The organism is Nocardia jinanensis (assembly GCF_014645735.1).
Classification (GTDB): Bacteria; Actinomycetota; Actinomycetes; order Mycobacteriales; family Mycobacteriaceae; genus Nocardia; species Nocardia jinanensis.
Window position 1 is genome coordinate 445,573 of the sequence record NZ_BMMH01000005.1, and the last position, 26,295, is coordinate 471,867.

At 68.1% G+C, this 26,295-nt stretch carries 17 protein-coding genes; 6 read left to right on the forward strand and 11 right to left on the reverse strand.

Annotation, left to right across the window (positions count from 1 at the left end; all coding sequences use genetic code 11):
- The first annotated feature begins 56 nt into the window (after positions 1–56).
- The 4 genes from IEY68_RS15295 to IEY68_RS15310 all read left to right on the forward strand — a co-directional run bounded on the left by IEY68_RS15295 (position 57) and on the right by IEY68_RS15310 (position 6,854).
- Positions 57–2,063: a flavin-containing monooxygenase gene (locus IEY68_RS15295; protein WP_062997370.1), complete on the forward strand. Its 2,007-nt coding sequence runs from the start codon at positions 57–59 to the stop codon at positions 2,061–2,063.
- A gap of 12 nt (positions 2,064–2,075) precedes the next feature.
- Complete coding sequence (locus IEY68_RS15300) at positions 2,076–3,911, forward strand: AMP-dependent synthetase/ligase (RefSeq protein WP_062997368.1); 1,836 nt, start codon at positions 2,076–2,078, stop codon at positions 3,909–3,911.
- A 139-nt stretch (positions 3,912–4,050) separates the two neighbouring features.
- Entirely contained in the window at positions 4,051–5,346 is a 1,296-nt protein-coding gene (locus IEY68_RS15305) for a TetR/AcrR family transcriptional regulator (RefSeq protein ID WP_062997991.1), read from the forward strand.
- 437 nt (positions 5,347–5,783) lie between these two features.
- Positions 5,784–6,854 carry a phosphotransferase gene (locus IEY68_RS15310; protein WP_062997366.1) on the forward strand — a complete coding sequence of 357 codons (1,071 nt, stop codon included), beginning with the start codon at positions 5,784–5,786 and terminating at the stop codon, positions 6,852–6,854.
- Between the two features lie 542 nt (positions 6,855–7,396).
- Here IEY68_RS15310 and IEY68_RS15315 read toward each other — a convergent pair.
- The 5 genes from IEY68_RS15315 to IEY68_RS15330 form a co-directional block, all read right to left on the reverse strand.
- Positions 7,397–7,543: a hypothetical protein gene (locus IEY68_RS15315; RefSeq protein ID WP_189094303.1), complete on the reverse strand. Its 147-nt coding sequence runs from the start codon at positions 7,541–7,543 to the stop codon at positions 7,397–7,399.
- A gap of 82 nt (positions 7,544–7,625) precedes the next feature.
- Positions 7,626–9,224, reverse strand: a complete 1,599-nt coding sequence (locus tag IEY68_RS15320) for a metallopeptidase domain-containing protein (protein WP_062997365.1) — start codon at positions 9,222–9,224, stop codon at positions 7,626–7,628.
- A gap of 405 nt (positions 9,225–9,629) precedes the next feature.
- Positions 9,630–10,799: an alpha/beta hydrolase family protein gene (locus IEY68_RS15325; protein WP_229718798.1), complete on the reverse strand. Its 1,170-nt coding sequence runs from the start codon at positions 10,797–10,799 to the stop codon at positions 9,630–9,632.
- A gap of 207 nt (positions 10,800–11,006) precedes the next feature.
- Positions 11,007–11,135, reverse strand: a complete 129-nt coding sequence (locus tag IEY68_RS36775) for a hypothetical protein (protein WP_268241626.1) — start codon at positions 11,133–11,135, stop codon at positions 11,007–11,009.
- A gap of 545 nt (positions 11,136–11,680) precedes the next feature.
- A complete protein-coding gene (locus IEY68_RS15330) occupies positions 11,681–12,313 on the reverse strand; it encodes a TetR/AcrR family transcriptional regulator (protein ID WP_229718799.1) in 633 nt (210 codons plus the stop codon).
- 194 nt (positions 12,314–12,507) lie between these two features.
- Here IEY68_RS15330 and IEY68_RS15335 point away from each other — a divergent pair, with 194 nt between their 5' ends.
- Complete coding sequence (locus IEY68_RS15335; RefSeq protein ID WP_062997361.1) at positions 12,508–13,374, forward strand: alpha/beta fold hydrolase; 867 nt, start codon at positions 12,508–12,510, stop codon at positions 13,372–13,374.
- Positions 13,375–13,873: 499 nt separating this feature from the next.
- On the opposite strand, the gene IEY68_RS15340 is transcribed toward IEY68_RS15335, so the two are convergent.
- A complete protein-coding gene (locus IEY68_RS15340; protein WP_189094304.1) occupies positions 13,874–14,038 on the reverse strand; it encodes a hypothetical protein in 165 nt (54 codons plus the stop codon).
- 35 nt (positions 14,039–14,073) lie between these two features.
- Here IEY68_RS15340 and IEY68_RS15345 point away from each other — a divergent pair, with 35 nt between their 5' ends.
- Positions 14,074–14,385, forward strand: a complete 312-nt coding sequence (locus IEY68_RS15345; RefSeq protein WP_189094305.1) for a hypothetical protein — start codon at positions 14,074–14,076, stop codon at positions 14,383–14,385.
- A gap of 336 nt (positions 14,386–14,721) precedes the next feature.
- On the opposite strand, the gene IEY68_RS15350 is transcribed toward IEY68_RS15345, so the two are convergent.
- From IEY68_RS15350 to IEY68_RS15370, 5 genes are read right to left on the reverse strand one after another with little or no spacing between them, the layout of a single operon-like run.
- Positions 14,722–15,552 (reverse strand): AfsR/SARP family transcriptional regulator, encoded by an 831-nt coding sequence (locus tag IEY68_RS15350; protein ID WP_063916242.1) that lies wholly within the window; start codon positions 15,550–15,552, stop codon positions 14,722–14,724.
- Between the two features lie 52 nt (positions 15,553–15,604).
- Positions 15,605–16,081: a hypothetical protein gene (locus IEY68_RS15355; RefSeq protein ID WP_062997355.1), complete on the reverse strand. Its 477-nt coding sequence runs from the start codon at positions 16,079–16,081 to the stop codon at positions 15,605–15,607.
- Entirely contained in the window at positions 16,078–22,833 is a 6,756-nt protein-coding gene (locus IEY68_RS15360) for a hypothetical protein (protein ID WP_062997353.1), read from the reverse strand. The genes IEY68_RS15355 and IEY68_RS15360 overlap by 4 nt, the downstream gene beginning before the upstream one ends.
- On the reverse strand, positions 22,830–24,788 hold the full coding sequence (locus IEY68_RS15365; protein WP_062997351.1) for an AAA family ATPase: 1,959 nt from the start codon (positions 24,786–24,788) through the stop codon (positions 22,830–22,832). Before IEY68_RS15365 ends, IEY68_RS15360 begins: the two co-directional genes overlap by 4 nt.
- The gene (locus tag IEY68_RS15370; RefSeq protein WP_062997349.1) at positions 24,788–26,293 is read right to left on the reverse strand and encodes a hypothetical protein; all 1,506 of its coding nucleotides are present in this window, start codon (positions 26,291–26,293) and stop codon (positions 24,788–24,790) included. Before IEY68_RS15370 ends, IEY68_RS15365 begins: the two co-directional genes overlap by 1 nt.
- Positions 26,294–26,295 lie beyond the last annotated feature (2 nt).

Sequence of the window (26,295 nt, forward strand, 5' to 3'; positions counted from 1 at the left end):
CCAGAACCGAGCAGGAGTGATTGACGCCACGTCTAAACAGATTGTATGGTCGCTCTATGTCGCAGTCGTCTCCCTCCTCCACTCCTCCGAACTGGGGGGCCCAACCGGCCGGGAGTTTCCGGCCTTCGGCCGATTTCTCGGAGGACGAGCTCGCCGCCGCGCTCGCCGCCGCCAACCTGCCCGTACTCCTGGGATCGCTCGCACTGCTGACCGGCGAGGACCGCTGGATCGAAGCGCCCTACCTACCGACACCGCCGCGCGATCTCGGTGACCACGACACCGGCGGCTTCGACGAGTCGCTGCAGCAGCGCATCCGGGCCGAGGCCGGCGCCGTTCTGCGTGCCTGGCGCGACGGAACCGGACTTTTCCCGAGCACGCCACCCGATCCGGAGCGGCTGGCGCGTGTGCTGTCGGTGATGCTCGCGGATTCGATCCCCGCCGAGTACGGCACCCTGCTCGGCGAGGAAATGGGAATCTATCCCCGGCACAGCGAACCCCGGGCACCCATCGATCCCGATTTCCGGGTGGTGATCATCGGGGCGGGCCTCTCCGGTCTCGCCATGGCAGTGCGGCTGGGGCAGGCCGGCATCGAATACCTCATAGTGGACAAGAACGAGGAGGTGGGCGGCACCTGGCACGAGAACGTCTACCCCGGCTGCGGTGTGGACACCCCGAGCCATCTCTATGCGCTGTCGTTCGATCCGAAGCCCGACTGGTCGAACTACTTCGCCCCGCAGGAGGAACTGGCGCACTACTGGCGCACCCTGGCCGATCGCCACGGCGTCCGCGAGCACATCCGGTTCGGCACCCGGGTCCGCACCGCCGCCTACGACGAAGCCGCCTCGCGGTGGAAGGTCACGGTGGAGCCGGCCGACGGCGCCGGCGATGCCGAGACGCTCACCGCCGATATCGTGATCAGCGCGGTCGGCCTGCTGAACCAGCCGAGCGTGCCGAACCTGCCCGGTCTCGACGACTTCCGCGGACCCGCGGTGCACACCGCGCAATGGGATCCCGAACTCGATCTGACCGGCAAGCGCGTCGCGGTGATCGGCACCGGTGCCAGTGCCATGCAGGTCGTGCCTGCCGCCGCCGAGGTCGCCGCGCAGGTCACGGTGTTTCAGCGCACCGCGCAGTGGGCCACTCCGCACCCGAACAAGGGCCGCGAGGTAACCGACGCCTTCCGGTTCCTCTGTGCGCATGTTCCGTTCTATCTCGCCTGGTACCGAGCCCGGGTGTTCTGGCGCATGGGCGACAAGGTCTGGAGCCTGCTACAGGTCGACCCGGAGTATCCGGGCCTCGGCCGGTCGGTCAACAAGAGCAACGACCGGTTGCGCGCCGCGCTCACCGCCTATATCGAGCGCGAACTCGACGGCAGGCCGGATCTGCTCGCCAAGAGCGTGCCGGACTACCCGCCCTACGGCAAGCGGATGCTCATCGACTCCGGGTGGTTCCGCACCTTGCGCCGCGACAACGTCGAACTGGTGACCGAACCGATCGGCACCATCACCGCCGACGGTGTGCGCACCGCGGATGAAGCCCACCACGATGCCGACATCATCGTTCTGGCAACAGGTTTCAATGCCGTCGACGTTCTCGGTTCCTTCCAGGTCCAGGGCCGGGGCGGGCATACCCTCCGGGAGGTCTGGGGGGAGGGCGACGGCCGGGCGCACCTGGGTATCACCGTTCCCGGCTTCCCGAACTTCTTCTGCCTGTACGGACCCAACACCAACACCGGGCACGGCGGCACTGTCATCGCGGGCACCGAGATGCAGGTGCAGTACATCAGCGCGGCAATCGCCGCGCTGATCGACAACGGATGGGCCGCGATGGAAGTTCGCCAGGACGTCCACGATGCCTACAACCGTGAACTGGACGAAGCGCTGGCACACACGGTCTGGGACTTCGGCGGAACCACCACCTACTACCGCAACGGCCGCGGCCGCATCGTCACCAACAGTCCGTGGCGTTATGTCGACTACTGGAAGCGGGTACACGCGCCGCGGCTGGAGGACTTCGAGATCACCCACCGCGACTCGTCTGTCGCGGCCACTCCCGCCCGATGATGTGAGGAAGTCATGTCCGAACTGGTAGAAATCGCCGCCCCCGGCACGGCGCCCGGGATCTCCGCCGCCACCCTGCCCCAGGCATTCCAAGCCACCGTATCCGAGCGCGGCGAGCGCACGGCACTCGTCGTCCACGGCGAGAATCGATCCCTGACCTGGCACGACTACGCCGCCGCCGTCGAGGAAGTCGCTACCGGCCTGGCCGCGCTCGGGATCCGACGCGGCGACACCGTGGCAATCATGCTGTCCAACAGCCCGGAATTCCACATCGTCGATATGGCGGCGCTGCACCTGGGCGCCACCCCCTTCTCCATCTACCTCACCTCCGCCCCCGAACAGATCACCTACCTGTTCGACAACGCCGGCAACACCGTCCTGGTCGCCGAGGAACGCTTCCTCGACGTCATCGCCCGCACCAGCGCCCCACTGCTGAGACATGTGGTGGTCAGCGACGGTGACAGATCGGGAACCGTGGGGAATGCCGAAGTGCTGTCGCTGACGGCATTGCGGCACCGCCGGCTCACCGGTTTCGACTTCGCCCGGACCTGGCAGGCGGTGCAACCCTCCGACCTCGCCACGCTGATCTACACCTCCGGCACCACCGGCCCCCCGAAAGGCGTGGAGCTCACCCACGCGAACCTGATGTTCGTGATGCATTCGTGCAATATCCGCTTCCCCTTCGGCGCGGAGGGTGCGGCGATTTCCTATCTGCCGACCGCCCATGCCGCGGACCGCGTCTTTTCCCACTACCTGGCCACCGTCACCGGCTGGCCGATCACGACCGTTCGCGATGCCGCGGCGGTATTCGCCGCGGTCGCCGAGGCCCGGCCCTCCTGGTTCCTCGGGGTGCCGAGGATCTGGGAGAAGTTGCGCGGAGCATTGCTCACCAGATTCAGTGCCCTTCCCGAGGAGCAGCGTCTCGCGACCACCGGTGCGGTGGCCGCGGCGATCACCGCGGTACGGCTCGAGCAAGAACACGCCGAGGTGCCCGCCGTGCTCGGCACGCAGGTGGCCGCCGACGAGGAGCGGATCTTCCAGCCACTGCGCAAGCGACTCGGGTTCGACCGGGTCGCCCTGCTCATGACCGGAGCCGCGCCCATCGCGCCGGCGGTACACGAGTTCTTCCTCGCCCTCGGTCTGCCGCTTCAGGAGGGTTTCGGTATGTCCGAGACCGGGGCGCTGGGATTCACCAACCTCACCACCGAGATCCGGATCGGCAAGGTAGGCCTGGCACAGCCCGGTACCGAGGCCGTGCTCGCCGCCGACGGGGAACTGCTGTTGCGTGGACCGCACGTCATGCGCGGGTACCGCAGAGACCCGGTACGGACCGCCGAGGCGATCGATCCGCAGGGCTGGTTGCACACCGGTGATATCGCGGTCATCGACGAGGACGGCTGGGTCGGCATCGTCGACCGTAAGAAGGAACTGATCATCAACTCTGGCGGCAAGAACATGTCGCCGGTCAATATCGAAAGCGCGCTCAAGAACGCTTCGCCGTTGATCGGCCAGGCGTGTGTGATCGGTGACCGCCGGCCGTTCAACGTCGCGCTCCTCGTGCTCGACGCCGATTCCGCGCGGATCTTCGCCGAAGAGCACGATTCAGCCGACACCTCGCCCGCCGCCGTGGCGGTCGATGCGCACCTGCTCGCCGCGATCGATGACGCGGTGGAACAGGCGAACTCGCAGTTGTCCCGAGTCGAGCAGATCAAGGCGTATCGCTTACTCGACATCGAGTGGCTGCCCGATTCCGAAGAGCTCACCCCGACCATGAAACTGCGACGCCGCGGGATCGCGAGCAAGTACGCCGATCTGATCGAGGACATCTATCGCACCGCGCGTCCGGTGTGAACGAACCCACCGGACTCCGGGCGGGTGAGGAATCGTTCGCCGACTCACCCGCCCGGCCACGATGTCGCCGCACCGTCAACGGTACGGACATGCCAACCGTTCATAGTGTCCAGACATCAAGTAAGGTGGACGTGTGGACATGGAATCGTTAGCACGTCAGCGGCCCCGGGCTCACGACGGCGGCGCCGCGGCCGAACTCGCCGTGTTCACGGCCACTGAAGAACTACTGCAGGAAACATCCCTGCACGATCTGACGGTGGCTCAGATCATCAAACGAGCCGGACTCTCCCGCGCCAATTTCTATCACTACTTCGCCTCCAAATTCGACGTCGTGGTAGCCATGGTCTCCCGCCTGCTCACCGACACCTACACCGCCGAAGGACCGTGGAACTCCGAACTCGGCCGTTCCCGGCAGCGTGCGCTCGACGACAACCTCGAACGCACCATCGGGATGTGGTCCACCCACGGCCCGCTGATCTGCGCCGTGGTCGAGAACATGCACGGCCACCCGGCACTCGGTGCGGCGTGGAACGTCATGCTGCAACGCTTCGTCTCCGCCATCGCCGAACAGATCGAACACGAGCGGGCTGCGGACCGCGCGCCGGCCGGCGCACCCGCCGAACTGGTCGCCACCGTCCTGGTCTGCGGCTACGAACGAAGCTTCTACATCGGCCAGCGCGGCCTCGAACCTCGAATCCCCGACCCGGGAGCGACTGTCGCCGCGATCACCGAGCTCACCCTCGCCGGAATCTTCGGGGCCAAACGCCGGACCAAACGCGCGCGGAAGCGCAAGAGTGGGGCCGACGGTCCGATCGCCGTCGCCGCGGTCCGGGAGCCACCTGCCCCGGCAACGGGTGGCGATGCCGAAACCAAGGCCACCATCCTGCGAGCGACCAGCGAGTTGCTCGGCGAGATGACACTGGACCAGTTGAGTGTCGCGAATATCCTGGATCGTTCGAAGCTGTCGCGAGCCACGTTCTATTTCTACTTCGGCAACAAGGACGACGCCTTCATCGAGCTGTTCCAGTCCGTCGCGGACCGAATCGTGCAAGGTTTCGTCGATCTCGCCGACGCCGACCGCGCCGACGCCGATGCCATCCGAGGAATCATCCACACCTGGCTCGAACTCGATGCGGCCGACCTCGGGGTACTACGCAATGCCATTCACGAATGGCCGCGTCGGCCCGAATTGCGTCAGCGATACCTGGACACCGTGGCGACGATGACGACGACCCTCGAACGCATCATCGAGAATGATCGCGCCGCCGGGCTCGCCGTAGACGGACCGCCGGCCGCGGAGTTCGCGGCGGTACTGCTGTGGACCATCGAGCGCAGTATCGCGGGTTCGCTGGCCGGGGAAGCGCATCTCCGGGACATCGACGCGGTCGCGGCTTTCCTGGGCGACCTGCTGGTTTCCGCGGTCTACGGGGTTTGATCAGCGGTCGTCCCCGGCAACACTCGATCGAGCCGAACCCGCCGGCTGAGGCGTGCTCTGATTCAACAGCCCGGCTGCCGGTACTCGGCAGAACACCCTGCCCGAACCGCCCCTGAGCCCCCTCGATACCGAGACACATCCTCGTGCCCCGCCAGTCGGCCGAGGTTCGCCGGGAATTCCGGCCCATCCTCCCGCGCGCTGCGGGCAGTTTACGGCTCCCAGATCCACTGACTCGCCACCGCGGTCAGCCCGGTCCGAGCGGGCGGAGAGCACAGTGGCCCGCGAGACGACGCCCTGTCCCGGTCCCGACGGTCCGACACATCGTCCAGCGCTGCCCGACCGGTCGTTCACCTGCGATTCGAGCGCATTGTGGCTTGGCTCTCTTCTATCCAATTATGTGATTGACACCACGTCTATACACGTTGTACGGTCAGGTTGTGAACACTTCAGAGACCCTCGCCCAGGCCGTCCTACCGCGGACGATCGAGGAATTGACGCCGGAATGGCTCGGAGCCGCACTGAGCATCCAGCAGCCGGGAACCCTCGTGAATTCGGTGACGCAAACCGGCATCATCTGGGGCTCGGCGACCAAGGTCTTCGCCCAAGTCGAGTACGAAAAGAATCCTGCGCAGATTCCGAACCGGCTGTGCATCAAGGGCGGTTTCGACGAACGCAGCCGCGCTTTCGGGCTCGGCCCCGCCTATGAGCTCGAGGGCTGTTTCTACCGCGACCTATCCCCGGTCCTGCAAGCCGAGCACCCGGATTCGTTCTACGCCGCCGCCGAGAAAGACCAGGGTGTCGTCATCCTGGAGGACCTCAACGAGAAGAACGCCGACTTCGCCGTTCCGACCAGGCTGTGGTCGGTCGATGACGTCGCCGCGACTCTGGAGGTGATGGCCGGCTGGCACGGCCCCCTCACCGGCAGCGCCCCGGGCCGCTTTCCGTGGCTACCGGTCGGCGCAGAGGCGGCTCGACGAGCTTTCGATGTCATGCTCAGCCCCGAGCAGTTCCACATCTTGATCAACCGCGACGAGGTTCCCGACCTCTCACCCGGACTCCGCGACGACGAGCGGATCCGCCGCGCCTTCCGCGCCCTCTGGGAGTACGACGACTCCGCCGCCCACACGATCAATCACGGTGACGCGCACTTCGGGCAGTTGTATCGCATCCCGGGCGAAGCACCGGCGTTCCTGGACTGGCAGACTGCATGCCTGGCACCGTGGGGCCACGACGTCGCCTACTTCCTCGGCTCCGCCCTCACCGTCGCGGACCGGCGAACGCATGAGCGAGAGCTGCTCGCGCACTACACCGCCGCCCTCGCGGCCGCGGACGGCCCCACCGTGGACGCCGACGAGGCCTGGGCCGAGTACCGCAGGCACATTTTGCACGGCTTCGCGTGGATGTGCGTTCCGACCGTCATGCAACCCGCCGAGGTGGTATCGGCCATGACCGAGCGCTACGCTGCCGCGATCGACGATCTCGATCCCTTCGAGCTCCTCTTCGGCTGACCGGAGTCCGGCGCGCGCACCGTCGCCCGGGATGAGGCGCTTCCACGCCCCCACCATCGTGTCGCTGGTCGACCGCGCCCCACTCCAGCCGCACTTGCCGCGCCGGCCCGAAGGTCCGCCGAACCCACCGTGAACGGTGTGCGATCACCGTCGGGGCCGGTGCATGCCGAGCGTGGGCATCCACGCCGATATCCTCGTCTTCTCGGACAGTGCGCCCGACAGCACCGCCCCCGCAGCGTCCGGGTGGGCCGACAGCACACCCGGCTCCCGGTGGATATCGGCCGCCGACAACCCGGCACGTCGGCTGGAGAAACCGGGCCGCCGTCCCTAGCAGCGGTTCGCGATCCCGGCGCCGCAGCTGGCCGAGATCTGCCGGGTCGCGGCAATGACCGGCACCGATCCAGAACTCATGCTGGCCGGCTACACCCTGCCCTGAATCCTGGCTGGATGGGAGAGACTTGGAGCATGAGCAGAGTCGATGTCGCGACCATCACTCTCCATGCGCAGCGGCCCGGGGCGCGACGGGTCGTCGGGCAGGGGCATCAGCTTCTCGGGTGGGTGTCGTCGGGGTCGAGTCCGCGTGCGCCCAGGACCACGTCCAGCGCGTCGTCGTCGGCGCGCTTACGTTCGAGGTAGGCCGGGGTGTCGGTGATCTCGACGTCCACCGCCGGGCCCAGGGGTGCCGTCATCGCGTCCAGGACTGCGCGGCCTCCTCATGCCCGAGCCCGGACCGTGTCGCGCGCAGGTCGACCAGGGTGCCGTGGGCGAAGATCAGCGCCAGGCGGAGCAGCCGGTCCTGCCGACCGTAGAGCGGACCGATCTCCTCGTTCTGTGCCCCGCGGGCCAGGCCCGGCCAGTCGACCCAGGCTCCCTCGACATGGGCCTGTCGGCGTTCTGGTCGCGTTGGATCGGAGAGGGGGTGTGGTGTATCGCTTCGTCCGTAGGGTTGCTGACGCAAAATCCGTAGGGCCCGCAAGGATTGCACAGGAACGGCAGCAGACCGCAGAGGCCCGGGGACAGTGGTGGCGGTAGTAGGAGCGGGGAGCCTCCGCATGGTGCGATCGAGTCACTCCACGAAACCCTGTAGCTTGCGCCGTCGAATCCGACTTGAATCAGACCCGACCGGCTCCCGTCGCGCCAGTTGATCTGATAGGTACCCGGGGTGAGGGCTCCAGGCACCCCGCGGCTTTGCGCATCATTGGGATCGAGCACGCAACCGACGGGTGCAAGTGAGAAGACAGCCGCGTCCTGCCCGCCTGGTTTGCCCCGAACCGTCGGAATGGAAAGAACCTGGCCGCTCGCGTCGGTCTCTTCGAACCACGCTAGGAGTCCCTGCGCCGCGACCCCATCGTCGTAGGCGTTGAAGAAGGGGTTGATGCTATTGCGGTACTCGAAGGTAACCGCCTCATTGCCGGGTCCTTGCAATGTGAGGGTTTGTACAGTGGCGGGCAGCTCGAGTCCGAAGGGCGCCACTGTTCGAGTGCCGGATCTTGTTACATCCAGATCGACCGTGCGCTCCGAACCGTTCCAGCCGTATCTCTTGCGATGGAAGGGCTCCATGTAGAAGCCGAACACCGCATCCAAAGGCTCATTGATGGTGCAGGACATCAACGTGAGCGACGAGAGAATGTTGCGCATGCTGTTGCAGACACTGGCCGCTTGGTCAGGGGGAGGAAGTCCAGAGCCGTAGAGATCATCTGCCCCTGGTGAAAGAAGGTGTGCAAGCTCGTGCGCGTAGTTCATCAGACCGGATTGGTGACCGGCGAGAGATACACTCGAGCACACCTCTACGCCGGACATGGGAAGGCATCCCGGATGCCTCGTCGCTCCGGATCCGGTTGTATATCCATCGATTTCCAGGATCGTGAGCTCGTCGGTCGTGACACTGCCATCGTCGTTGGTGTCGTACTTGCTGTAGTCGAATCCCGCGTCCGCGGCGAGCAGACGCACACGCCTGGCCCTTGCCATCGAGTCGCCGTCTGATGTTCGCACGTCGGCTCTGCGTTCGAACGCTGCGCTGCGGTCTTCGAGCACGGTGACCGTATCCACCCTGCTGAAGGTGAACATCCCGCGGGACAACGCCGAATAGTAGTCGGCCACATTGCGTGAACCAGCTACGCCGGTCTCGCCGAAGATCCGATCCTCGTACCAGGCCTCGTTGTGGGCCAGCGCCGCAGGGGGCTTGAGGGGACTCGGAGGCGGAGAGAAGGGATTCGGCTGGAGCAGGATGAGCAACACCGGTCGCGCACCCCGTTCCTCAGCCGACACCTCGCCTGCAAATGTCGCCATGCTGGTACCCAACAGAACAGCGATACAGAGCAGGACACGGACGCGATGCCAGAACAACCTCGCGATGGTCTCGTTGAGCAACTCGCCTCCCTATCGACCGACCGTCGACGGACTCGGTTCCGCCCGCTCACACCACCGCACTTTGTAGCGCAATCATTCAGCCTCTCTTGTGCGACACACCGGTTCTTTGACGTTTTGTTCCTGAGAGTCCCCACCAGTGTGCCAGTGCGTTGACCTGTGGTTTTCCCGCTGATTTTCTGTACGCCCGGCCCCGACGGGGCCGGCGCTGTCGGCGGCGAGCGTGACCAGCTCGTCCTTACGACCGACGTGGTTCGGGCGCAGCCAGACCACACCGAGACCGTCCTGAGCACGAGTGAAACGGGTGCTCACCGCACGGTTGCGTCCGTCGGCCGATGTGGACCTGGCTCCGGTTCAGGACTGATGAGCGGCTTTCCTCGACGAAGTGACGCGGCCCGGTTGCGGGGTTCATGGGCAGCCGGGTGCTGCTGTTCGGTTCTCGTCGCGGGTGTTGTGGGGTAGGTGGGTGTCGAAGAAGGTGGCGAGTGTGTGGTGTTGAACAGCGAGGCTGTGGGCGGGATCGACGGCGCCGACGAAGGCTGTTGTGGTGTGCCCCAGCCGGGGGAGCAGGGTTTGGTAGTCGGTGTAGCTGAAGTGTTCGCCGTCGGGCAGGTGGACTCGGCAGAGCGGGCCGCGGTGGTGGCCGAGGAATTGTTGCCAAGAGGCGTCGGTGTCGAGGCTGTGGTCGCCGGCGCTCATCAGCAGGAAGGGTCGGTCCAGACCTTCGTCGGCGGCTCGGCCGAAGTTGCGGGAGGATTGGGAGTAGGCCATGCTGCCGTCGAGATCGGCGCCCGCGCTGATGCGCGGGTCGGCGAACATGGTCTCGGCGGTGGTGAATCCGCCACCGGAGTGACCGAACATGCCGATGCAGGAGAGATCGAGAGCCGTGTTCAGCCCAGCCGGTACAGCCCGGCCGTCGGCGTCGCGGTGTACACCGGCCGCCAGCAGTTCCAGCTGGTCCAGGACGAACCGGGTGTCCGCGATGCGGGTGGTGATCAGGCGTTTGGAGACGTCGAGGGTGGGCGCTGGCCGAAATTTGCGCGCGACGCGTCCGCCGGGGAATTCGACGGCTTCGGCTTCGTGGGTGTGGTCGATCGCCACGACGATGTAGCCGTCGCTGGCCAGTTGTTCCATCTGTGTGGTGCCGTGTGAGCGCGACAAGGTCGCCCCCGGCGAGTACAGCAGGACCGGCCGGCGCCCGTCGGCTACGGGCGCGCCGATTCCGGAGTGGGTGGGGAAGCGGTAGTCGAGCAGGTTCGGCTCGACGCCGAGTTTGCCGGCATCGGTTGCGGCTACGGCTGCGGCGACCCCGGCGGCCATGTACGGCGCTTTCGGCTCGGTGTTCGGCCGCGCCGGATAGCGCACGGTGATCATCAACTCCCGCACACGGCCGGGTACCCACGGATCTTCCCGGCTCGGGTCGATCAGGTGCAGATCAGTGCTACCGACCGGATACGGTCCGGTAGGTGCGGGCAGGCCGACACGAATCGGCTCCGCGGACGCGGCGGTGGGTACACCGGCCAGCACCACCGCGATGAGGAGCGCGCTGACCCGGCGCAGCAGGAAAGTAGCGGTCACACAGCAGAACATAGAATCGCAAGTGCTGCGCACACATCGGGGCTATCACCTGTACCGACCCCGAGATCCGGCGCCGTGGCCCGCGGCACCGACGGGGTGGTTGCCCGCATCTGTCACCGGAAAGCGTCCCGCGACGGGCCCCGCGTGACCGCGCGGGCCACCGTCGACGGTCTGCCCGCGCTCACGGCCGGCGTCGGCTGCGCTGGGTCAGCTCTGGCTGCCGAGCAGGCCGCCGATCGGCGTCGGCGGCAGCGCACGCACCAGGGTCATCACGGCGTTGCAGTACGCGCTGGGCACGGCTTCCCACGGGTTGGCGTTGCAGACGTAGTTGCCCATCTTGTCGTAGTGCGTTGTACAAATAGATTCCAGAACTGACCGCGAAGTGATCCCGAGTCCGTGCAATCGTCCTACCGCCCAACGCTTCTCCCGCCGTTCGACAGTATGAGCACGGCGGCGGCAGGTATCAGTGGGTAGGCCGGGTGGCGGCGAGATCGCCGCAAGGATGCTGGAAGCAGCACAACGTCTCGTCGAGGCGAGGGCGAGAAGAGCTGGTCGACAGGTCAGTGAATCCCATCGTGGGGCGCCACGCGGAATTCGATACAGCCTCGACCAGACCACCCATACTCAGGCGAAAGGTGAACCTCTTCGTTCCGCTCCTCCTCATCGGCAGACCGCTGCCCGGCCTGCCCCCAGGCCGAACAGTGGACCCCCTTCTCCTCCTGACAGGAGAGGTAACCAATGGCAGCCCTGACCACCGTTCAAAAATTGATGCGTTCTTGGACACATTCGACCTGAATTATCGCTGGTCAGCGACAACGGTTGCCGGAGTTCTGCCCAAGAACGCCCTTTGCGGGACATGCGTCGGTGGATCTCGGGGACCCCTACCGCTTGGGATGTTGCGACGTGCAGTCGAAGAGTCTGTCGAGGTAGTAATCGATGGCGGTCAGCGCGGCATCGGGATCGATGACGTCGAAGTCGAGAAGCGGGGTGAAGCCGGTCAGCGCAAGCAGGAGGTTCGTCTCGATGGCCGGTTCACGATCCGAGGGGATATGGCCATCGGTGATTGCTTGCCTGATCAGGCGTTCGGTCAGTGCTCTGCCGTCGTGTAGTCCGAGGCGGGCCTGTTCGTGTAGCTCTGGGTCGTGTAACGCCTCGAGGGTGTAGGCGGCGCTCATACGGCTGGTGGCGCGGGCGTCCGGGTGCAGGGGGAGCATCTCCATGAGCGTCGCTCGCAGTACGTCGCGCGGGTGTGGAGGTGAGCCGAGGCGGTCGAGGCTTCGGGTGACGCGCCGTGAGGTCTGCTCGGAAGCGAACTCCATAGCGAAAACGAGCATCGCTGTCCGGGAGCTGAAATAGTGCTGGACCTGTCCGAGGGAGGCGTCCGCCTCGCGGGCGATCTCACGCATCGTCGCTCGGGTCCAACCTTGTTGTTCCACTACTCGCCACAGGGCGCGCGCGATGGTTTGGCGACGTTCTCGGTGATCGACCTGTTTGGGCACGCGAACCCCTTCCATCTGACTCCATACACCTGACATAATACAGCTGACTTGAAAAAGGAAGTGGTGAGAATGGCTGACCGGAGATCCCTGCCGAGGAAGGTTGAAGCACCCATTGAGGACCGTTACCAGTCGAGTAGAGGGGGTTACGCTGCACCGTATGCCCTGCTCCTGCTGGGTGAGCGCCGCCGATTCGAGTTGGGGAGTGCGCGATGAGCGCATTCGCCGCCCCTGAGCTGGAGGCAGCATATTTCGGGGCCTACGACGCGGTGCTGGCACACTGGCCGGTACCGGTCGAGACGGCAGATCTTCCGGGTAAGTACGGAACGACACGGGTCACTTCCGCCGGCCCGTCCGCAGCACAGTCGCTGGTCCTGCTCCACGGATACAGTGGCACGTCCGGGATGTGGTATCCGGTCGTCGGTTCACTGGCCGAGGAGCATCGTGTGCGGGCCGTGGACATCATGGGCGAGCCGGGCCGCAGTCGACACACCGGCGCGGCTTTGACCAGCATGGACGATCTCGTGGACTGGCTGGCGGAAACGTTCGACCTTCTCGGGCTATCCAGGGCCGACCTGTGCGGCCAATCCCTGGGCGGTCACCTCGCGCTCCGGTTCACGCTCGCCCATCCCGAACGGGTGCGACGGCTGGTCCTGCTCGATCCGCCCCTGGTCTTCGCCGGGCTCAGTCCCGAATTCGAGGAGCTGGGCCGGAACCGCGACCTGCACCCGACATTCGAGGACGCCCGCGCGGCGCTGGCACCGGGCACCCCCGGCAGCGGGCCGGCGCACCTGGAGGCCTACCTCGACCTGCTCGCTCACGGAGCCGCGCACTTCCCGGCCTCGCCGATCGTCTATCCCCACCTGCCGGATGGGCTGACGCGCCTGCCGGTCTCGACCCTCGTCGCACTGGCCGGGGCGAGCGAGGTGCACGATGCGGAGGCGGCCGCGGATGTCGCGCGGCGTGCCGGGGCCCACACGGTGATTCTCCCTGGTGCCGGACACAGCCTCCTGGCCGACATCGAACCCGTCCGCAGCCTCGTCCTCGAACACCTCCGGCGAACGGACTCGCCGGCCTGACGCCGCATCAGCGAATTTCGAGAAGACCCCTTGCCGTGGACGTACTCTCGCGCTCATTCCGACCGGGTCGCCACGGCCGATGTTGTTCGAGCTGGTTGATACAGCGCTCGACAGTGTTGCGATCCCGGTAAATCACTGTGTCGAACGCCAGAGGCCAGCCGCCTTGCGAGCCGCGCCGGGGGCGGTGCCCGGCTTGATCGGCCGGGCTCGCGATGGTCGCCAGGACGCGACGTCGGCGCAGATACTCACGGTTGGCCCGTACGCAGCCCGACAAAGTGGATCGGCCAGGTACGAACCTGGCACCGCGCGCTGCCCCCGACGCTCGGTGCACTCCAAATTCCTCGTTCAAAAACCGATCCTCTTCTGGACACTGCGAGGAAGTCCGAATCCGGACCGAGATTGCCTTGTCGCTGCTCTGCTCTGGTGTTCAGAAAACGTGTACTCCCCAGGTGATGGTGGTGTGGCGCAGCCAGTGGATCGAGGTGCCGTGGGTGTGCGCTCAGGGGAGGTGTTTACCGAGGCGTTCGAACAGGTGGTTGTAGCGTCGGCGGGTGATCGGGTTGCCGTTGCGTGCGCGCAGCAGTGGACCCGAGGCGGGCGCACCGCATTGTTCGGCGTGGCGGCACAGGGCTTGCATGAGGGTCGGTGAGATCGGTTGCCACAACTGTGTTCCGCCTTCTCCCGCGGGAGGATCACCGATTGCACCGGATCGAGATCCTGCGGTCGCAGGGCCAATGCCCCAGCGCGGCGGCAGGCGGTTTGGGTGTGCAGGCGCAGGATCAGGCTGTCCAATTCGGAGTCGTTACCGGTGAGTCGGCTGTCTTCGGCGTGCCTGTACAGCTTGCGCAGCGCATCGATGACGTGGCGCCCGACTTCGTTGCCGCCACGATCGGAGCGGCGGATCACCCGGCCGGCGCGGATCTGTTCACACAGCACCTGCCGTTCGGCGGTGGTGGGTTCGTCGAGTCGCCGTTCACCCAGCCGGGTTGGGCGATGATCTTGTTCCAGTAGGTGCAGCAGTGGTCGCGGGTGCGGCCCGCGGGCATCCGGTCGATCGCGACCGGGATGAACTCGGCGAAGGTCGGTGCGAGACGAGCGGCCTCGGCCAGCGATCCGGTGCCGAGGTCCGTGACCGTCAGACCGAAGCGTTCCATCATCATCTGCACCGGGGCGAGTGATCAGAACCAGTCCCCCGGTGACCTGCCACGACAGCAGATCTCCGGGATGCCGGTCGAGGGCTCCGACGATGGCTTTGTCGACGACGCGGCCGTTGGTGTCGACGGGCCGGATGCTGTGCATTCGCTATCCCCGGAAGTCGAGGCGTCTCGGTCCACCATGAAACATGGGCTACCCCCGAGACCTGCGAGGCCCCGGGCCTTGTCCGGTACGTGACGGCCGAAACCTACCGCGCCGATCGGTCGGGGATCGACGGGCACCGATGTCGGCGGGAGCCACCAGAGCGGTGAGGCGGTCCGAGGGCGTCACGCCGAGCTCACGGGCGATCAATTCGCGGTGCTCGAGGTAGCAGCGCTGCGCCTCGGAACGGTTCCCCTCGGCCAGGTGCGCTTGGATCAGAATGCGCTGCGCGCTCTCGCGAAGGACGTCGGCATTGACGGCGACGAGAGCCACCTCGACGGCCTCGGCACTGCGGCCCAGGCGGATGAGTTCTCGGGCCATGCACTCTAGCCCGTGGAGAAGTCGTTGACGGATGCGCTCGCGTTCGAGGACCAGCCAGTCATCGGGCCAGCCGGGCAGCAGATCGACGCACGCGACGTCCCACGCGGTGTGCGTGAAATCGTCGGAGGTGCGATCGCCGCTGATCACCCGTGCCGCCCAATCCGACAACAATCGGACATCGACAAGGACATGGGACTGCAACGAAACCCAGCACCGATCGGCATCGACCAAGGACACCGGTAGCGCATTGAGGCGCCACAGCGCCGAGCGCAGATTACCTGCGGCACGGGATTCGGGCGTGTCCGGCCACAGCGTGCCCGCTATGTAGTGCCGGTCATGGGCCCCCGGATGCAGCGCCAAGAATGCGATCAGTCGGGCGGCACCGATGGACATCCCCCAATTCGCGGACGCATGGACGACGGTGACTCCTCCCAGCAACTTGACGAGGGGCGCGTGCGCTGCCGCTCTCGTCGCCAGGGCTCCTATCAAACCGGCTGCCATGGTGCCTCCACGTTCGATGGATCGACTATGACTGCACGCCGTCACTGGTCCGTCACGGAGACCGCCGAGACCCGGGCCCGCTGCCCTCGATGCGGGTGAGAGATCGAGCTGCCGCACCGGCGACCACGGGTGGGACACCGCCGTACCGGATACGGGTCAGCTTCGGCACTGCACGAGCCAATCGCAATTCTCCCGCGGCCAGTACCCCACGCAAAAGCCCCTCGGCGGATTCGATATCCGATCCGGGCAATTCCAGCAGCTCGAGGATGTCCGCGTCCTGCAGTACGGGCAGCCCGGGAGGTGAATCCGGCGAATGCAACAGGCGTAACCATGCGACGGGATCGAGCTCATAGGTGGCAACTTCTCCGGCACGCCGATAGCGGGCCACCTCCGGTTCGTCACGCACCAGCGGCGGGAAAAGGGTGACCGGGCCGCCGACCCACCCGGCACCGAGTAGTGCGGCATGCACGGCACGGAACGGGACCTCGGGCCGAACCACCCACGTCCGTGCGGCGGCGCCGGCGGTCATCGTGAACTCCCGGGTTTCGCATCGCCCTGGACTGCCACCGCCAGCACGCGGTCCAGAGCGGCCCGGCGGTTCCCGGCCTTCGCCTGCCGGGACAGTGCATGCTGGAGTTGGGCCGCTTGGGTGGGGGTCAGCTGCTCGCAGGAGACGATGACTCGCGCCAGCGCCGAGGCGGACGCGCCGGGCGGAGTCTGGTCGGCGAGCGCCAGAATGCGGTGCGCCACGTCCTCCGCGTCAAATTTTTCTCCTCGCACGATATCGACGACGAACGGCCGGCCCTCGCCGTCGACCAGGTAGCGCCCACCGGGCTCCCACTCGATGCCGTCGGCGATCGGGCTCTTCTGCGCCCGGAGAGCCAGCATCACGGCCTCGGCCGTCGCGATGGAGTCCGGTGTGACGCCGGTCGGGCGCCGCGCCAACTCGCGGAACAGTCGGGCGTCCGATTCGGCCATTCCCTCGGTGCCACCCAACCGGTAGCGCTCCACCGTGGCCCACCAGTGCTCTGCCTCCGCGATGCTCTCCCGGGCGATATCCGTGCCGCGGACCACCGAGATGTTCTTGCCGAACGACCGCAGCCGAGTCTGGATAGCCTCGAGCGTCCCCGCCGCGATACGCGTGCTCTGGCCGGCACGCACCTCGACCTGCACGCGCCGTTCGTCGACCGCCTCGAGCGCCGCACGGACCTCGGTCTCGTCGAGGCCCACCGCCATGAACGTATCCGTACGGAGCAGCTCGATCAGGCGGTCGCGGACCCGCTTCAGGTTCTTCCGAAAATTACTGTCGATCGCGCTGAAGTCGTTGACCGAGCCGGTGTAGTGCTTGGCCTCGCCCACGATGATCTTCGCGTGCACGACGCCGCCCGACCGCCGGGTCTCGATTATCACGTCGTCGAAACCCCAGCCCTGCGGGGTCTGGGCGTCGAGCTGCACCCGCTTCACGCCCTTGCCGCCGGCAGGCCGCGCGTTCTCCATTCGCATCGCGAGCTCGGCGACGCCACCGGCCCACCGGCTCGTCCGACCGGACCTGACCCAGCCCCGCTCACCCAAGCGCTCCTCGTACTTCTCCACCACGTTCCCGAAGTCGTCGTACACCTGCACCCACCTCGACCGCCGAGACCCCTCGGTGATTACCTTTCCGCGGAACACGCGCTCCGGACCGACCATCCGGACACCGAACTCCTCAGCGGTCGGCGCCTTTTTGGCGAAGAGCCGGGGCACCTCGGCCAGGAAAGGTGGCGGGTCGAGGTCGCCGATGCGGATGCGGTCGAAATCGCCGGCGTCGAGGTCGAGCAGCATGCCGCGGCGCTCCGACAGCACATCGAACGCGGCCCGCGCGTCCTCGAAGCGGTCGACGAGGTCGGCGGCCCGCTCGGTGGTCAGGCCGGGCCGGGACAGTTCCGCGTCGTACTCCGACATCAGCCGTGACTGCACCTCGAGTTCCAGATCGAGCTTGGCGTGCCACGCCGCGGCCCGGTCCTCCAGGGAGGTCGACGCCCACTGCGCCAGGCGGCGCTCGTCGAGCAGAGCCACCCGCTCGGCGTTGAGGACGTCGCGAATCTGGCGAGCGTGCTTACCTTCCTCGCGCAGCGCGGACAGCGGCGCACCCTCCCGTAGCACCACCACAGGCTCGCCGGCCACGACCAGAGTGACAGCGTGGCCACGGAATTCGCTGCCCGTGCGGGCCGTGAACTCCACATCGGGCAGCACGATGATCGGGGTATCGACGAACCGGCCGCGCTCGGCAGCGGGGATACCGGACAGGAAGTGCCGCATCATCTCGCGACGCACCTCGCGTACCGCCTCGGCACTCGCGACGGCATCCGCGGTGCCCCGGGCCAGCGCGCGATCGAAATCTGCCGGGGTGCGGTCCGGGAACCTGCGCAGATACTCCCGCCGGGCCGCCAGCCGCTCGACCGGCGATCCGCGGCGCGCCGACAGGTCGTGCGATACAACTCCGGCCGCGAGCGATTCCGAGGTCGAGCGCAGCAGCACCCGATCGGCCGCGATATCGGCCCCCGAACCCGAGCGCAGGGCGCGGATCGTGTCCACGGCGGCACCCAACGCCTTGGGGGCGTACTTCATCACGCCGTGTACGGCGGCGCCCACACCGATACCGACCAGTGCTGCCATCCCGGCCGAGGTGGCCAGGTTTCGCAGCGGGTCCCCCTGCCAGGTGCCGCGGTCGAGTGCGGCGGCGGTTACGGAGGTCGGCACCGATTGAACAACCTGCTCGGCCGCGAACGCCGCGGCTCGGCGCAGTGCGGCTTTCGTCGCACCGACCGGTTCGATCACCCGGAGTAACTTATCGCCCAGCCCGGCGGTCAGCACGGTGACAACGGCGTCGACAACTCCGACGATCAGGTCGTCGGTCAGGGCCTGCCGGCTGTATGCCGCTCCGAGAATGTCCTGTTTGGTCGCGACCGTTGCGGCCGTGCCCGCCAGTGAAGCCGCTAGACCGAGGACCACCGGCCCGGCGGTGCCGCCGGTTGCGGCGGTCACCAGCACGGCCGCGGTGATCGCCGCGCTGGCCGCCACGATCTGGGCCGTTCGGTCGACATAGGCGTCGACGGCCTCGCGGTAGTGGTCGGCCACGGCGTTCGTGGCTTCCCGCGCGGCACGGACGGACACCTCCGCCCGGCGGATCGCGCCCGCATCACCCGACCGTACGGCGCTCTCGTAGGCTTCGTATCGCTCGGTCGCCCGCCGATAGGACCGTTCGAGCATGGCGAGTTCGGGCCCGACGGCGTTGTCCCGCTCTCGGGGGTTGTTCTTGAAGTACACGTCGCGCTCGTACTGGTAACGCCGAGTCGCCGCGGCGAGCTCCTCGGCTGCCGTGGTCGGCACGCCGCCCAGCGCCTCACGCAGGTCGAAGGCGTCTCGTTCGAGGACAGTGTATTTCGTGTCCGCTGTCCAACCGCCGGTTTCGGACCGGAGCCGGGAAACCATATCTTCGCCGTCTACCTCGCGGATGTACTCGGCGCCGATCCGGGCGATCTGCTGCTTTGTCCGACCGGTGAGAGCCCTCAGCACCGGATCCCGATCCATCCCCCACCCGACCACGCCGAATCGGACGGACTGCGCGGCAGTGAGCCCGCCGCCGCCTGCCAGCCGAGACCGCGCCTCTTCCGCGCCGCCGAATTGGGTGGTGGCAGCGACCATGTTCTGCAGCGCGCCCTGCGCTTTCCCACCCCAGCGACCGGCATAGCGGGCGCCGAACGTCCGCGAGACGTCACTCATCCACTGCTGTGCGAGCTCCCGCGCGATCTCCTCCGTCGCCTCGCGCTGATAGGCCTCGATCTCGGCGGCCGCCGGGCGGCGCCCGTCGTCGGTGATGCCGTCCCGGTCCATGAGAGATTGGGCTCGCTCCTCGACCTGCCGACGGCAGGACTCCGAGCGGCGCACCTCGGCGAGCGCGTCCTGGTAGGTACGTTCCAGTTCGGCGTTCAATTCCGAATCGGAGGTGTAGAGCCCCTCGGTGGTGCGCTGCAACCGGGCGGCGCGCTCGCCGGCGCGATCGACATCGAGCAGGTCTAGCGCGATCTCACGCCGGGTGCCGCGCAGGTTCCACGCGATGGCTGTCCGCAGCGCGCTGATCCCACCGGTGGGCAGCTCGGCGCCGAATTTGCGCTCGTAGGCGTTCTCCATCGCGCGCGTTCGACGACGTACCTCGTTGTCGACCTCCTCGGCAGACCAGGCTGCAGCACCCGGTTCGGCCAGCACGGACGTACGGATCCGCGCGAACAACCGGTCGATATCCGGAGCGTCGGCGAAGGTTCCGGGGCGGATGTAGCGGTCGAGCTCGATGGCGTCGGCTTGCGCCTGCAGATCACGGATCGCGCCAGGTGGAGACTCGCCCGGATTCCGGCTCATCCGATTGATGTCCAGCAGGATTCGCAGTTCCTTTTCGCCACGGTCTTCGGTGACCGTGCCACGCGACTCGACCCAGCGGCGACCACCGAGGACGGAGACGAGATGGGCACGAGTCTCGCGGTCGTCGACGACCGCGGCGGCCTCGCCCGGTGGCAGCGCCCGGATCGCGTCGAGGGCACGACCCGGGTCATTGGACAACCAGCCCTTCGAGTCGGCAATCACCCCGCGCGCGTGGCGGGCCCGCGCCTGTGCGGCCGTCGCCGAGCCGTCGTTTCCCGCGAGGCCGCTCGCCTGGTCACGGTCGGAACCCGACATCTGCTGCTCGATACGCTGCTGTAGCGATTCACCGAACACAATGTTGTAGTACTGGTTCAGCAGGGCCATCGCTGGCCCGTCCACCCCGGTGAGTGCCACGACGACCTCCTCCTCGGCCGTGCCGTGCCACACCGTGAGTGCGCGCCGCAGTCTGTCGGCCCGGACCCCTAGCGCTCCGTCGCCGCCCGGAAAATAGATCGCGGCGAGATCTTTGGCTTCGGCCTCTCTACCCGGCCTGATCGCATACACCTGCTCGCGGAGCTCGGCCGTCTGTTGCTCATGGTGTTCCTTCTGGTACCTACCGACTAGGACCCCGGCGACGGCCGACATCGGGTCGCGGTCGGAACCGGCACTGAGATAGTGCCGCGCGATCGCCATCTGGTCGGCGTCGAGGCGGCCGGCGCGGTCCGCGCCGGCGCCGTATGCCTCGTGCTGTGCCTGCAGGTAGGCGGCTGCGGCGAATCGGATCTCCCCGACGAGCTGAGTACGGACGGCGTTCTGCTCGGCCTGTGCCTGGGCGGCGGTGATCGCGGTCTCCTGGGCGCGCGCGTCCGCAACAGCCTGGAGTCGCACGTTGTCTGCGACGAACGAGCGATGCAATCGCCGGTCGGCCCAATCCCGGACCGCGGCCCCGGCCTTGATACCGGCATTCCGTAGGGTCGCGACCAAGCCCGCTGCGTCATCGGTCGTCCGGTCGGTGAGCGTGCGCATCGCCGCGGTAAGCCTGTCGTCGACCACATCGAACCACAGGTTTTCCCCCAGATTCGCGGGCCGCCGGGGCTCGGTAGGCAGCCGCGCCTGGAAATCGTCGTCGGCCCGCCGGTAGGCGTCGCGGTATTCCTCGCGGTAACCCTCGATCAGCTCCTTGCGACGGGCAGCGGCCGCCTCGATCGCCACAACCCCTCGGCCGACGTCACGATGGATATAGGCGATCCGCTGGGCGACCAACTCCTCCACCAGTTCGGGTTTCCGGCTGTGCAGCGCCAGCCGGAGACGTTGCACACGGCGTGCTTCGTCGCGCAAGCGGGCGGCCTCGATCCGGGCGTTCGCCCGCTGTGCCGCAGCGGCCTGTGCCGCGCTCGCCCGAGTGACGGCGAGTTCGCCCTCGGTCGCGACATGCTCGAGATGGGCCTCGAGTTCATGGCGCCGCTGTTCGACCGCGGCGGCGAGAACGGCAGGCGCGATGCGGGCAGCATCCCGCAGCTGATCCATCTTCGTGGTGAGATCGGCTTGTACTGCCTTATACAGAGGTTCGGTCAGTTCCTCGAGGTGATTCGCCATCCGGGCGGGCGGGAAGGCCGCGGCGCGGACAGCCTGCACGATATGGCCGGCTCGCTGCGGGACAGTGGCGAGCACTATCGACAGGACCCGGAGAGTCTGGCCGACCTCGAGCTGCGCCTGAGCTGGTGGCAGCGGCGGCGGGGGCGGGGGCCGGAAGTCGATCAGCACAGGCGGCTCGATCGGCACGGCCGCGGGAACAGTCGCGACAGGGGTCGTGGCCGCCGCGGCGACCGCAGCCCGCGCCCGTGCGGCTTCGGCCGCGTTGACCGTGGCACTGCCCGTTCCGGGCTGGCTCGCCGGCACCTCGACCGCCAGTTCATCGGGGCCGGCCTTCGGGGCCCCGGCCAGCCGGGGTCGGGTACCGTCCGGCATCGGCTCCAGCGCCGGCAGGGCCAGTTCCGGGAGCCGCGCATTGAGCGCATCGGTAATGACCTTGGTCGCTTCGGGAACGGGGTCGATTTCGATCGGGTCGATGGGTCGCGGCAGCGGAATCCGCCTACCCCCACCGATCTGCCGCGGCCGGGTCGCCCGAGCCCGCGCCGCGGCGAGCCGGGGTTCGTACACGGCGGACAGCGGTACCGCCGAAGGTGTTTCGTGCGGGAGTGCCGCTGCGGCCGTGCGCACCGCCGCCATGAGGTCCTCGGGGCTGCGCACCGTGGCGGCGGACGGGCCGGTGATCGCCCTGGTGTCCGATGCCGGTCCGGCCGGTCTCGCCCGCACCGCGGCCGCCGCCCCGGTCGACGTCTCGATATCGCCCGGTATCGCCGCGCCGGCTTCGGCGATCCCGGCCTCGAACGGGACGGCAGCGGCACCGGCGGGTTCCGCGGGCCCGGTCGCCCCTCGGTCCCGCACCGGCGACCGAGTCGGAGAAGAATTTCGAGCAGCCGCGACCTCTTCCTCGTCCTGCCGCGTGCGGGTATAGGCGAAACCGCCGAAGGGCGACGCGGCCGACGCTACCGGTCCGGGATCGACCTTCTCGCGTATACCCGCACGCTCGATCGTTTCCGCGGACGCGGTGGTCCCGCCGTCCGGCACCGAAACCCGCGGCGGCGACGGCCGCCCCGCGACCTCGACCTCCTCCTCGTCCTGCTCAGTGCGCGTATAGGCGAAACCACCGAACGGAGACTTGTCCGGGATCGGCTCGTCCGGTGCTGCGACCTCGGCGCGGGCGCGGCCCGCTGCACGGTTCGACAGTCCCGGCGCCGCGGGGGTGACGGTGTCCGGCCGAGTGGTCCGGGGACGTCGGGCGCGGACGACAACCGCCTCCATGGTGATGACGGGCTCGCTCATATCGCCCTCCGCGCCGTCGTGACGAGGGGGGCGAGGTCGGCGAGTTCGTCGCGGGTCGGTGCGCGCCCCGCCTTGGTGAGCTCCTGCACGGAGGCACGGACCAGATGGCCGAGCGCAATCGTCTCCTCGTGTGCGGCAGCGGCGTACGCCGCGTTCAGCGCTGCTGTCCGGATCGCGCCGCCGGCGAGCTCGAAACGGTCGGCCACCGTGCGCAGAGCCGCCTCGTCGGCCACCGGCGCCGCCGGCGGGACGGACATCCGCCAGAGCCGGCGGCGCAGCCCCGCGTCCGGCACCGCGAAGTCGACGCGTTGACTCATCCGCCGCGCGAACGCGTCGTCGAGGTTCTGGCTCAGATTGGTGGTGAGCACCGTGACGCCGTCGTGGTCCTCGATGCGCTGGAGCAGATAGGCGACCTCGACATTGGCCCAGCGGTCGCGCGCCTCACGGACATCACCGCGGCGGCCGAACAGGGCGTCCGCCTCATCGAACAGCAGCATCGCGCCCGCCGCCTCGGCCGCCCGCAGGACCCGGTCGAGTTGTTTCTCCGTCTCCCCCAGATATTTGTCGACCACCCTGGCCAGATCGACCACCCACAGCTCGAGGCCCACGGCGCCGGCCACGACGGCCGCGCCGAGGGTTTTGCCGGTTCCGGTGGGTCCGGCGAACAGCAGGTGGTATCCCCGGCCACCGGGCCGATCGGCGAATCCCCAGGATTCGAGCACGCGGGCCCGGTGGCCGATCGCGCCCGCTATCTCACGCAGTTGACGATGCACCGGCGGCGCGACCACGAGATCATCCCACCCGACGCCGGCCGGTCCCGGCCGCGCCACGGTGGCCAGATCGCGCCAGATCGTCCTCCGGGCGGCGGTGCGCAGTTCGGCCAGATCGGCCGGCCCGGCGGCGGCAGTAGCGGCCTGTACCCGGAGCGCCGCGTCGTCGATCGCGCCGGCACCCAGCAGGAACTCGGCGGCGACGGTCGCCACATCCCCGCGCTCGGCAGCGACGCCCAGCCCGTCCAGTGCCGCGCCCCAGCGAATCGCCCGTTGCCGGACGTTCAGCGGATCGACAGTGACGGGTCGCCACGTCGGCGGCGGCACCCAGCAGGCGCTGCGGTCGATGCTGAGCGCGATACCGACACCCAGCGCCCAACTGCGCTCACAACCGTCGACCAGCCATGGATCAGGCGTTCGGTCGCAGCTGACGACGAGTGGCGCACCGGCCGATACGGCGGTGCGGGCCAACCGCCCGAGTACGTCGACGTCCGGTGGCTCGTCCACCAGGGCAGCCCGGTCGGCGTGGTGCGCCGACGCCGTGCACTCGGCATGCTGTACGTGGTCGGCGCCGCTCACCGCCAGCGGTGCCACCGATCCGGATTCCGGCCACGGGAACACCCCTGGGGATGCCGGGACCCAGCGCACCGGCAGGGTGTCGCCGCAGCCGACCAGCCACGCGGAGGCCAGCAACTGATTGTCCAGCGTGGAGGGCCGGCCGGCCACAGGCAGGACACGCACGACGTCGAACCACGCCAGCCGGCCCTCGGCAGCGCAGACCCGCCGGACATCGGCCGGCGACCGCCCGATGGCGCCGGCGAGTTCGCCGGCCAGCCCGACCGTCGGCGCGCGCACCGTCGGGTCGTCACCGAGCGCGGCCACCAGGGGCCGGAGCCGCGGTTCCCACTCGACGGCGACGGCGAGCGCGGCTACCAGACGTTCCGTATCGTCCAGTGCGAGCAGGTCGGCAGCGGCCCAGGCGCCGGACCACTCGCGGAACCAGTCCACAAGCTCGGCCGGCCACGGGGTGTCGCAGAGAGCCGCGGCGCGCCAACTCGCCAGCGCATCCGCGGGATCGATGTGCAAGGCCCGGAATTCGTCCGATCCGCGGTAGCGGCCTTCGCTTTCCTGCCGCTCCCACGCGGCCAGCAGCGCGGACGCGACCCATTCGACCGCGGCCCGCATCAGTCACCCTCGTGCACGACGACCACCGGGACATCCAGCCACCGGCACCAATAGGTGAACGCGTCCAGGCCCGCGAGTCCGAGCAGGACGTGCAGGGGCGGCGGCGGCAACTCGACCACCACGACGTCTTCGTCGAGCCGGACCGAACCGCCGAGTGGGAGCGTGCGTTCGGTGAGGTATGCCGCACCGGCCCGGCCGAATCCGGGGAGATGGGCAGCGAACCGGCGCAGCAGAGCATGGGCAACAGGGACCAACCGCTCGTGGTGTGCTGTCAACGCGGCGAACCACGCGGTATCGCCCGGATGTTTCCAGCCGAACACCTCGTCGGCATCCAGGGCGGCCGGCCAGCCACCCAGGCCGTCGAGCAACTGGCGGAGATCGTCGCCATTACCGTCCGGGCGATGCGGCTCCGCGCCGGCGGCCAGGCGGACCGCGGCATCCTCGGCCCGCACATCGCGGCCGAGAACCGCGGCCAGCAGCAATGCCCGCGCGTCGCCGGCAGCGCGGGAGTTACCGGCCAGGTCGGCGCCGGGTTCCGCGACGGACAGCAGATCCTCGAGGTCGGGGACGAGCAGGAAGGCGGCCGCTCCGGGTGCGGACAGTTGGGCGGGTATCAGCGGCTGCACGATTTCCTCCGGGTGAGATAGCTGACCACCGACCCGATCCGGCCCCGGTCCTTCCGCGAGCGGTACCCGAGCCGGCGGGGTATCCGAGCTGGCGACAGTCACGGACGGCGCCCCGGCCGGGGGTACCGGTTCGGCGGACCAGACCGCGGCGGCAGCCGCCGGGCCGGTGAGCCCGGCGGCCGACACCTCACCGAGCAGCCACAACCGTCGTTCGACCGCGGGTCGCGCCCACCCTGCGGCCTCGGCACCGGTCGAGCCGTGCCACCGGATATTCCGAACCGTCGAGCGAACCGCCGCACCGGCCGGGCCGAGCACTTCCCGACCGATCGCGGCCTCGAGCCGCGTCAGTTCGGCGGCCCGAGCCGCGGTGATCAGCCGCGTCCAGTGGCCAGCCGAGACGAGAGCGTCGACCACAGTGAGGAGATCGGTTTCGACGGCTCGCGCCGCCGCCACCACGGCGTCGGGTGCCGGCAGCCCGCCGAGCATGCGAAATCGGTCGAATACCCAACCGCCGGTGCCGCCGTCGAGCACGATGCCGATATACGCCGCGACGTAGGCGGCCCGCCCACCGAACCGCACGGCATCGGGTGCGGGACCACAGCGCACCACCCGCTCGACGGCAGCCACCATGGCTCGGGCGATCCGCGCCGCGGATCGTGCCGGATCGGGTTCGGTGGCCGGAATCCGGACATCCACGAGTACCGCACGAAGGACCCAGTAGGCGCCGGGATCCACCTGCTCGAGCAGAGCGAACGCGGCCGGCACCGCGTCGGTCAGCGGGGCCCCGAGGGCAGACTGCAGCCGCTGCGTGGCCGGATCGCCGAGCGTCCGTGGCACCGACGCCCGGATCCCGACTCTGCCGACCGTCGCGGCGGTCATGC

Bases quoted from the DNA above. Each gene is read 5' to 3' on its own strand.
- IEY68_RS15365 (WP_062997351.1), bottom strand. From the start codon at position 24,788: ATGCGGGCCGCGGTCGAATGGGTCGCGTCCGCGCTGCTGGCCGCGTGG.
- IEY68_RS15295 (WP_062997370.1), top strand. From the start codon at position 57: ATGTCGCAGTCGTCTCCCTCCTCCACTCCTCCGAACTGGGGGGCCCAA.
- IEY68_RS15350 (WP_063916242.1), bottom strand. From the start codon at position 15,552: ATGGCAGCCGGTTTGATAGGAGCCCTGGCGACGAGAGCGGCAGCGCAC.
- IEY68_RS36775 (WP_268241626.1), bottom strand. From the start codon at position 11,135: ATGGGCAACTACGTCTGCAACGCCAACCCGTGGGAAGCCGTGCCCAGC.
- IEY68_RS15305 (WP_062997991.1), top strand. From the start codon at position 4,051: ATGGAATCGTTAGCACGTCAGCGGCCCCGGGCTCACGACGGCGGCGCC.
- IEY68_RS15370 (WP_062997349.1), bottom strand. From the start codon at position 26,293: ATGACCGCCGCGACGGTCGGCAGAGTCGGGATCCGGGCGTCGGTGCCA.
- IEY68_RS15300 (WP_062997368.1), top strand. From the start codon at position 2,076: ATGTCCGAACTGGTAGAAATCGCCGCCCCCGGCACGGCGCCCGGGATC.
- IEY68_RS15355 (WP_062997355.1), bottom strand. From the start codon at position 16,081: ATGACCGCCGGCGCCGCCGCACGGACGTGGGTGGTTCGGCCCGAGGTC.
- IEY68_RS15360 (WP_062997353.1), bottom strand. From the start codon at position 22,833: ATGAGCGAGCCCGTCATCACCATGGAGGCGGTTGTCGTCCGCGCCCGA.
- IEY68_RS15330 (WP_229718799.1), bottom strand. From the start codon at position 12,313: ATGGAAGGGGTTCGCGTGCCCAAACAGGTCGATCACCGAGAACGTCGC.
- IEY68_RS15335 (WP_062997361.1), top strand. From the start codon at position 12,508: ATGAGCGCATTCGCCGCCCCTGAGCTGGAGGCAGCATATTTCGGGGCC.
- IEY68_RS15315 (WP_189094303.1), bottom strand. From the start codon at position 7,543: ATGACGGCACCCCTGGGCCCGGCGGTGGACGTCGAGATCACCGACACC.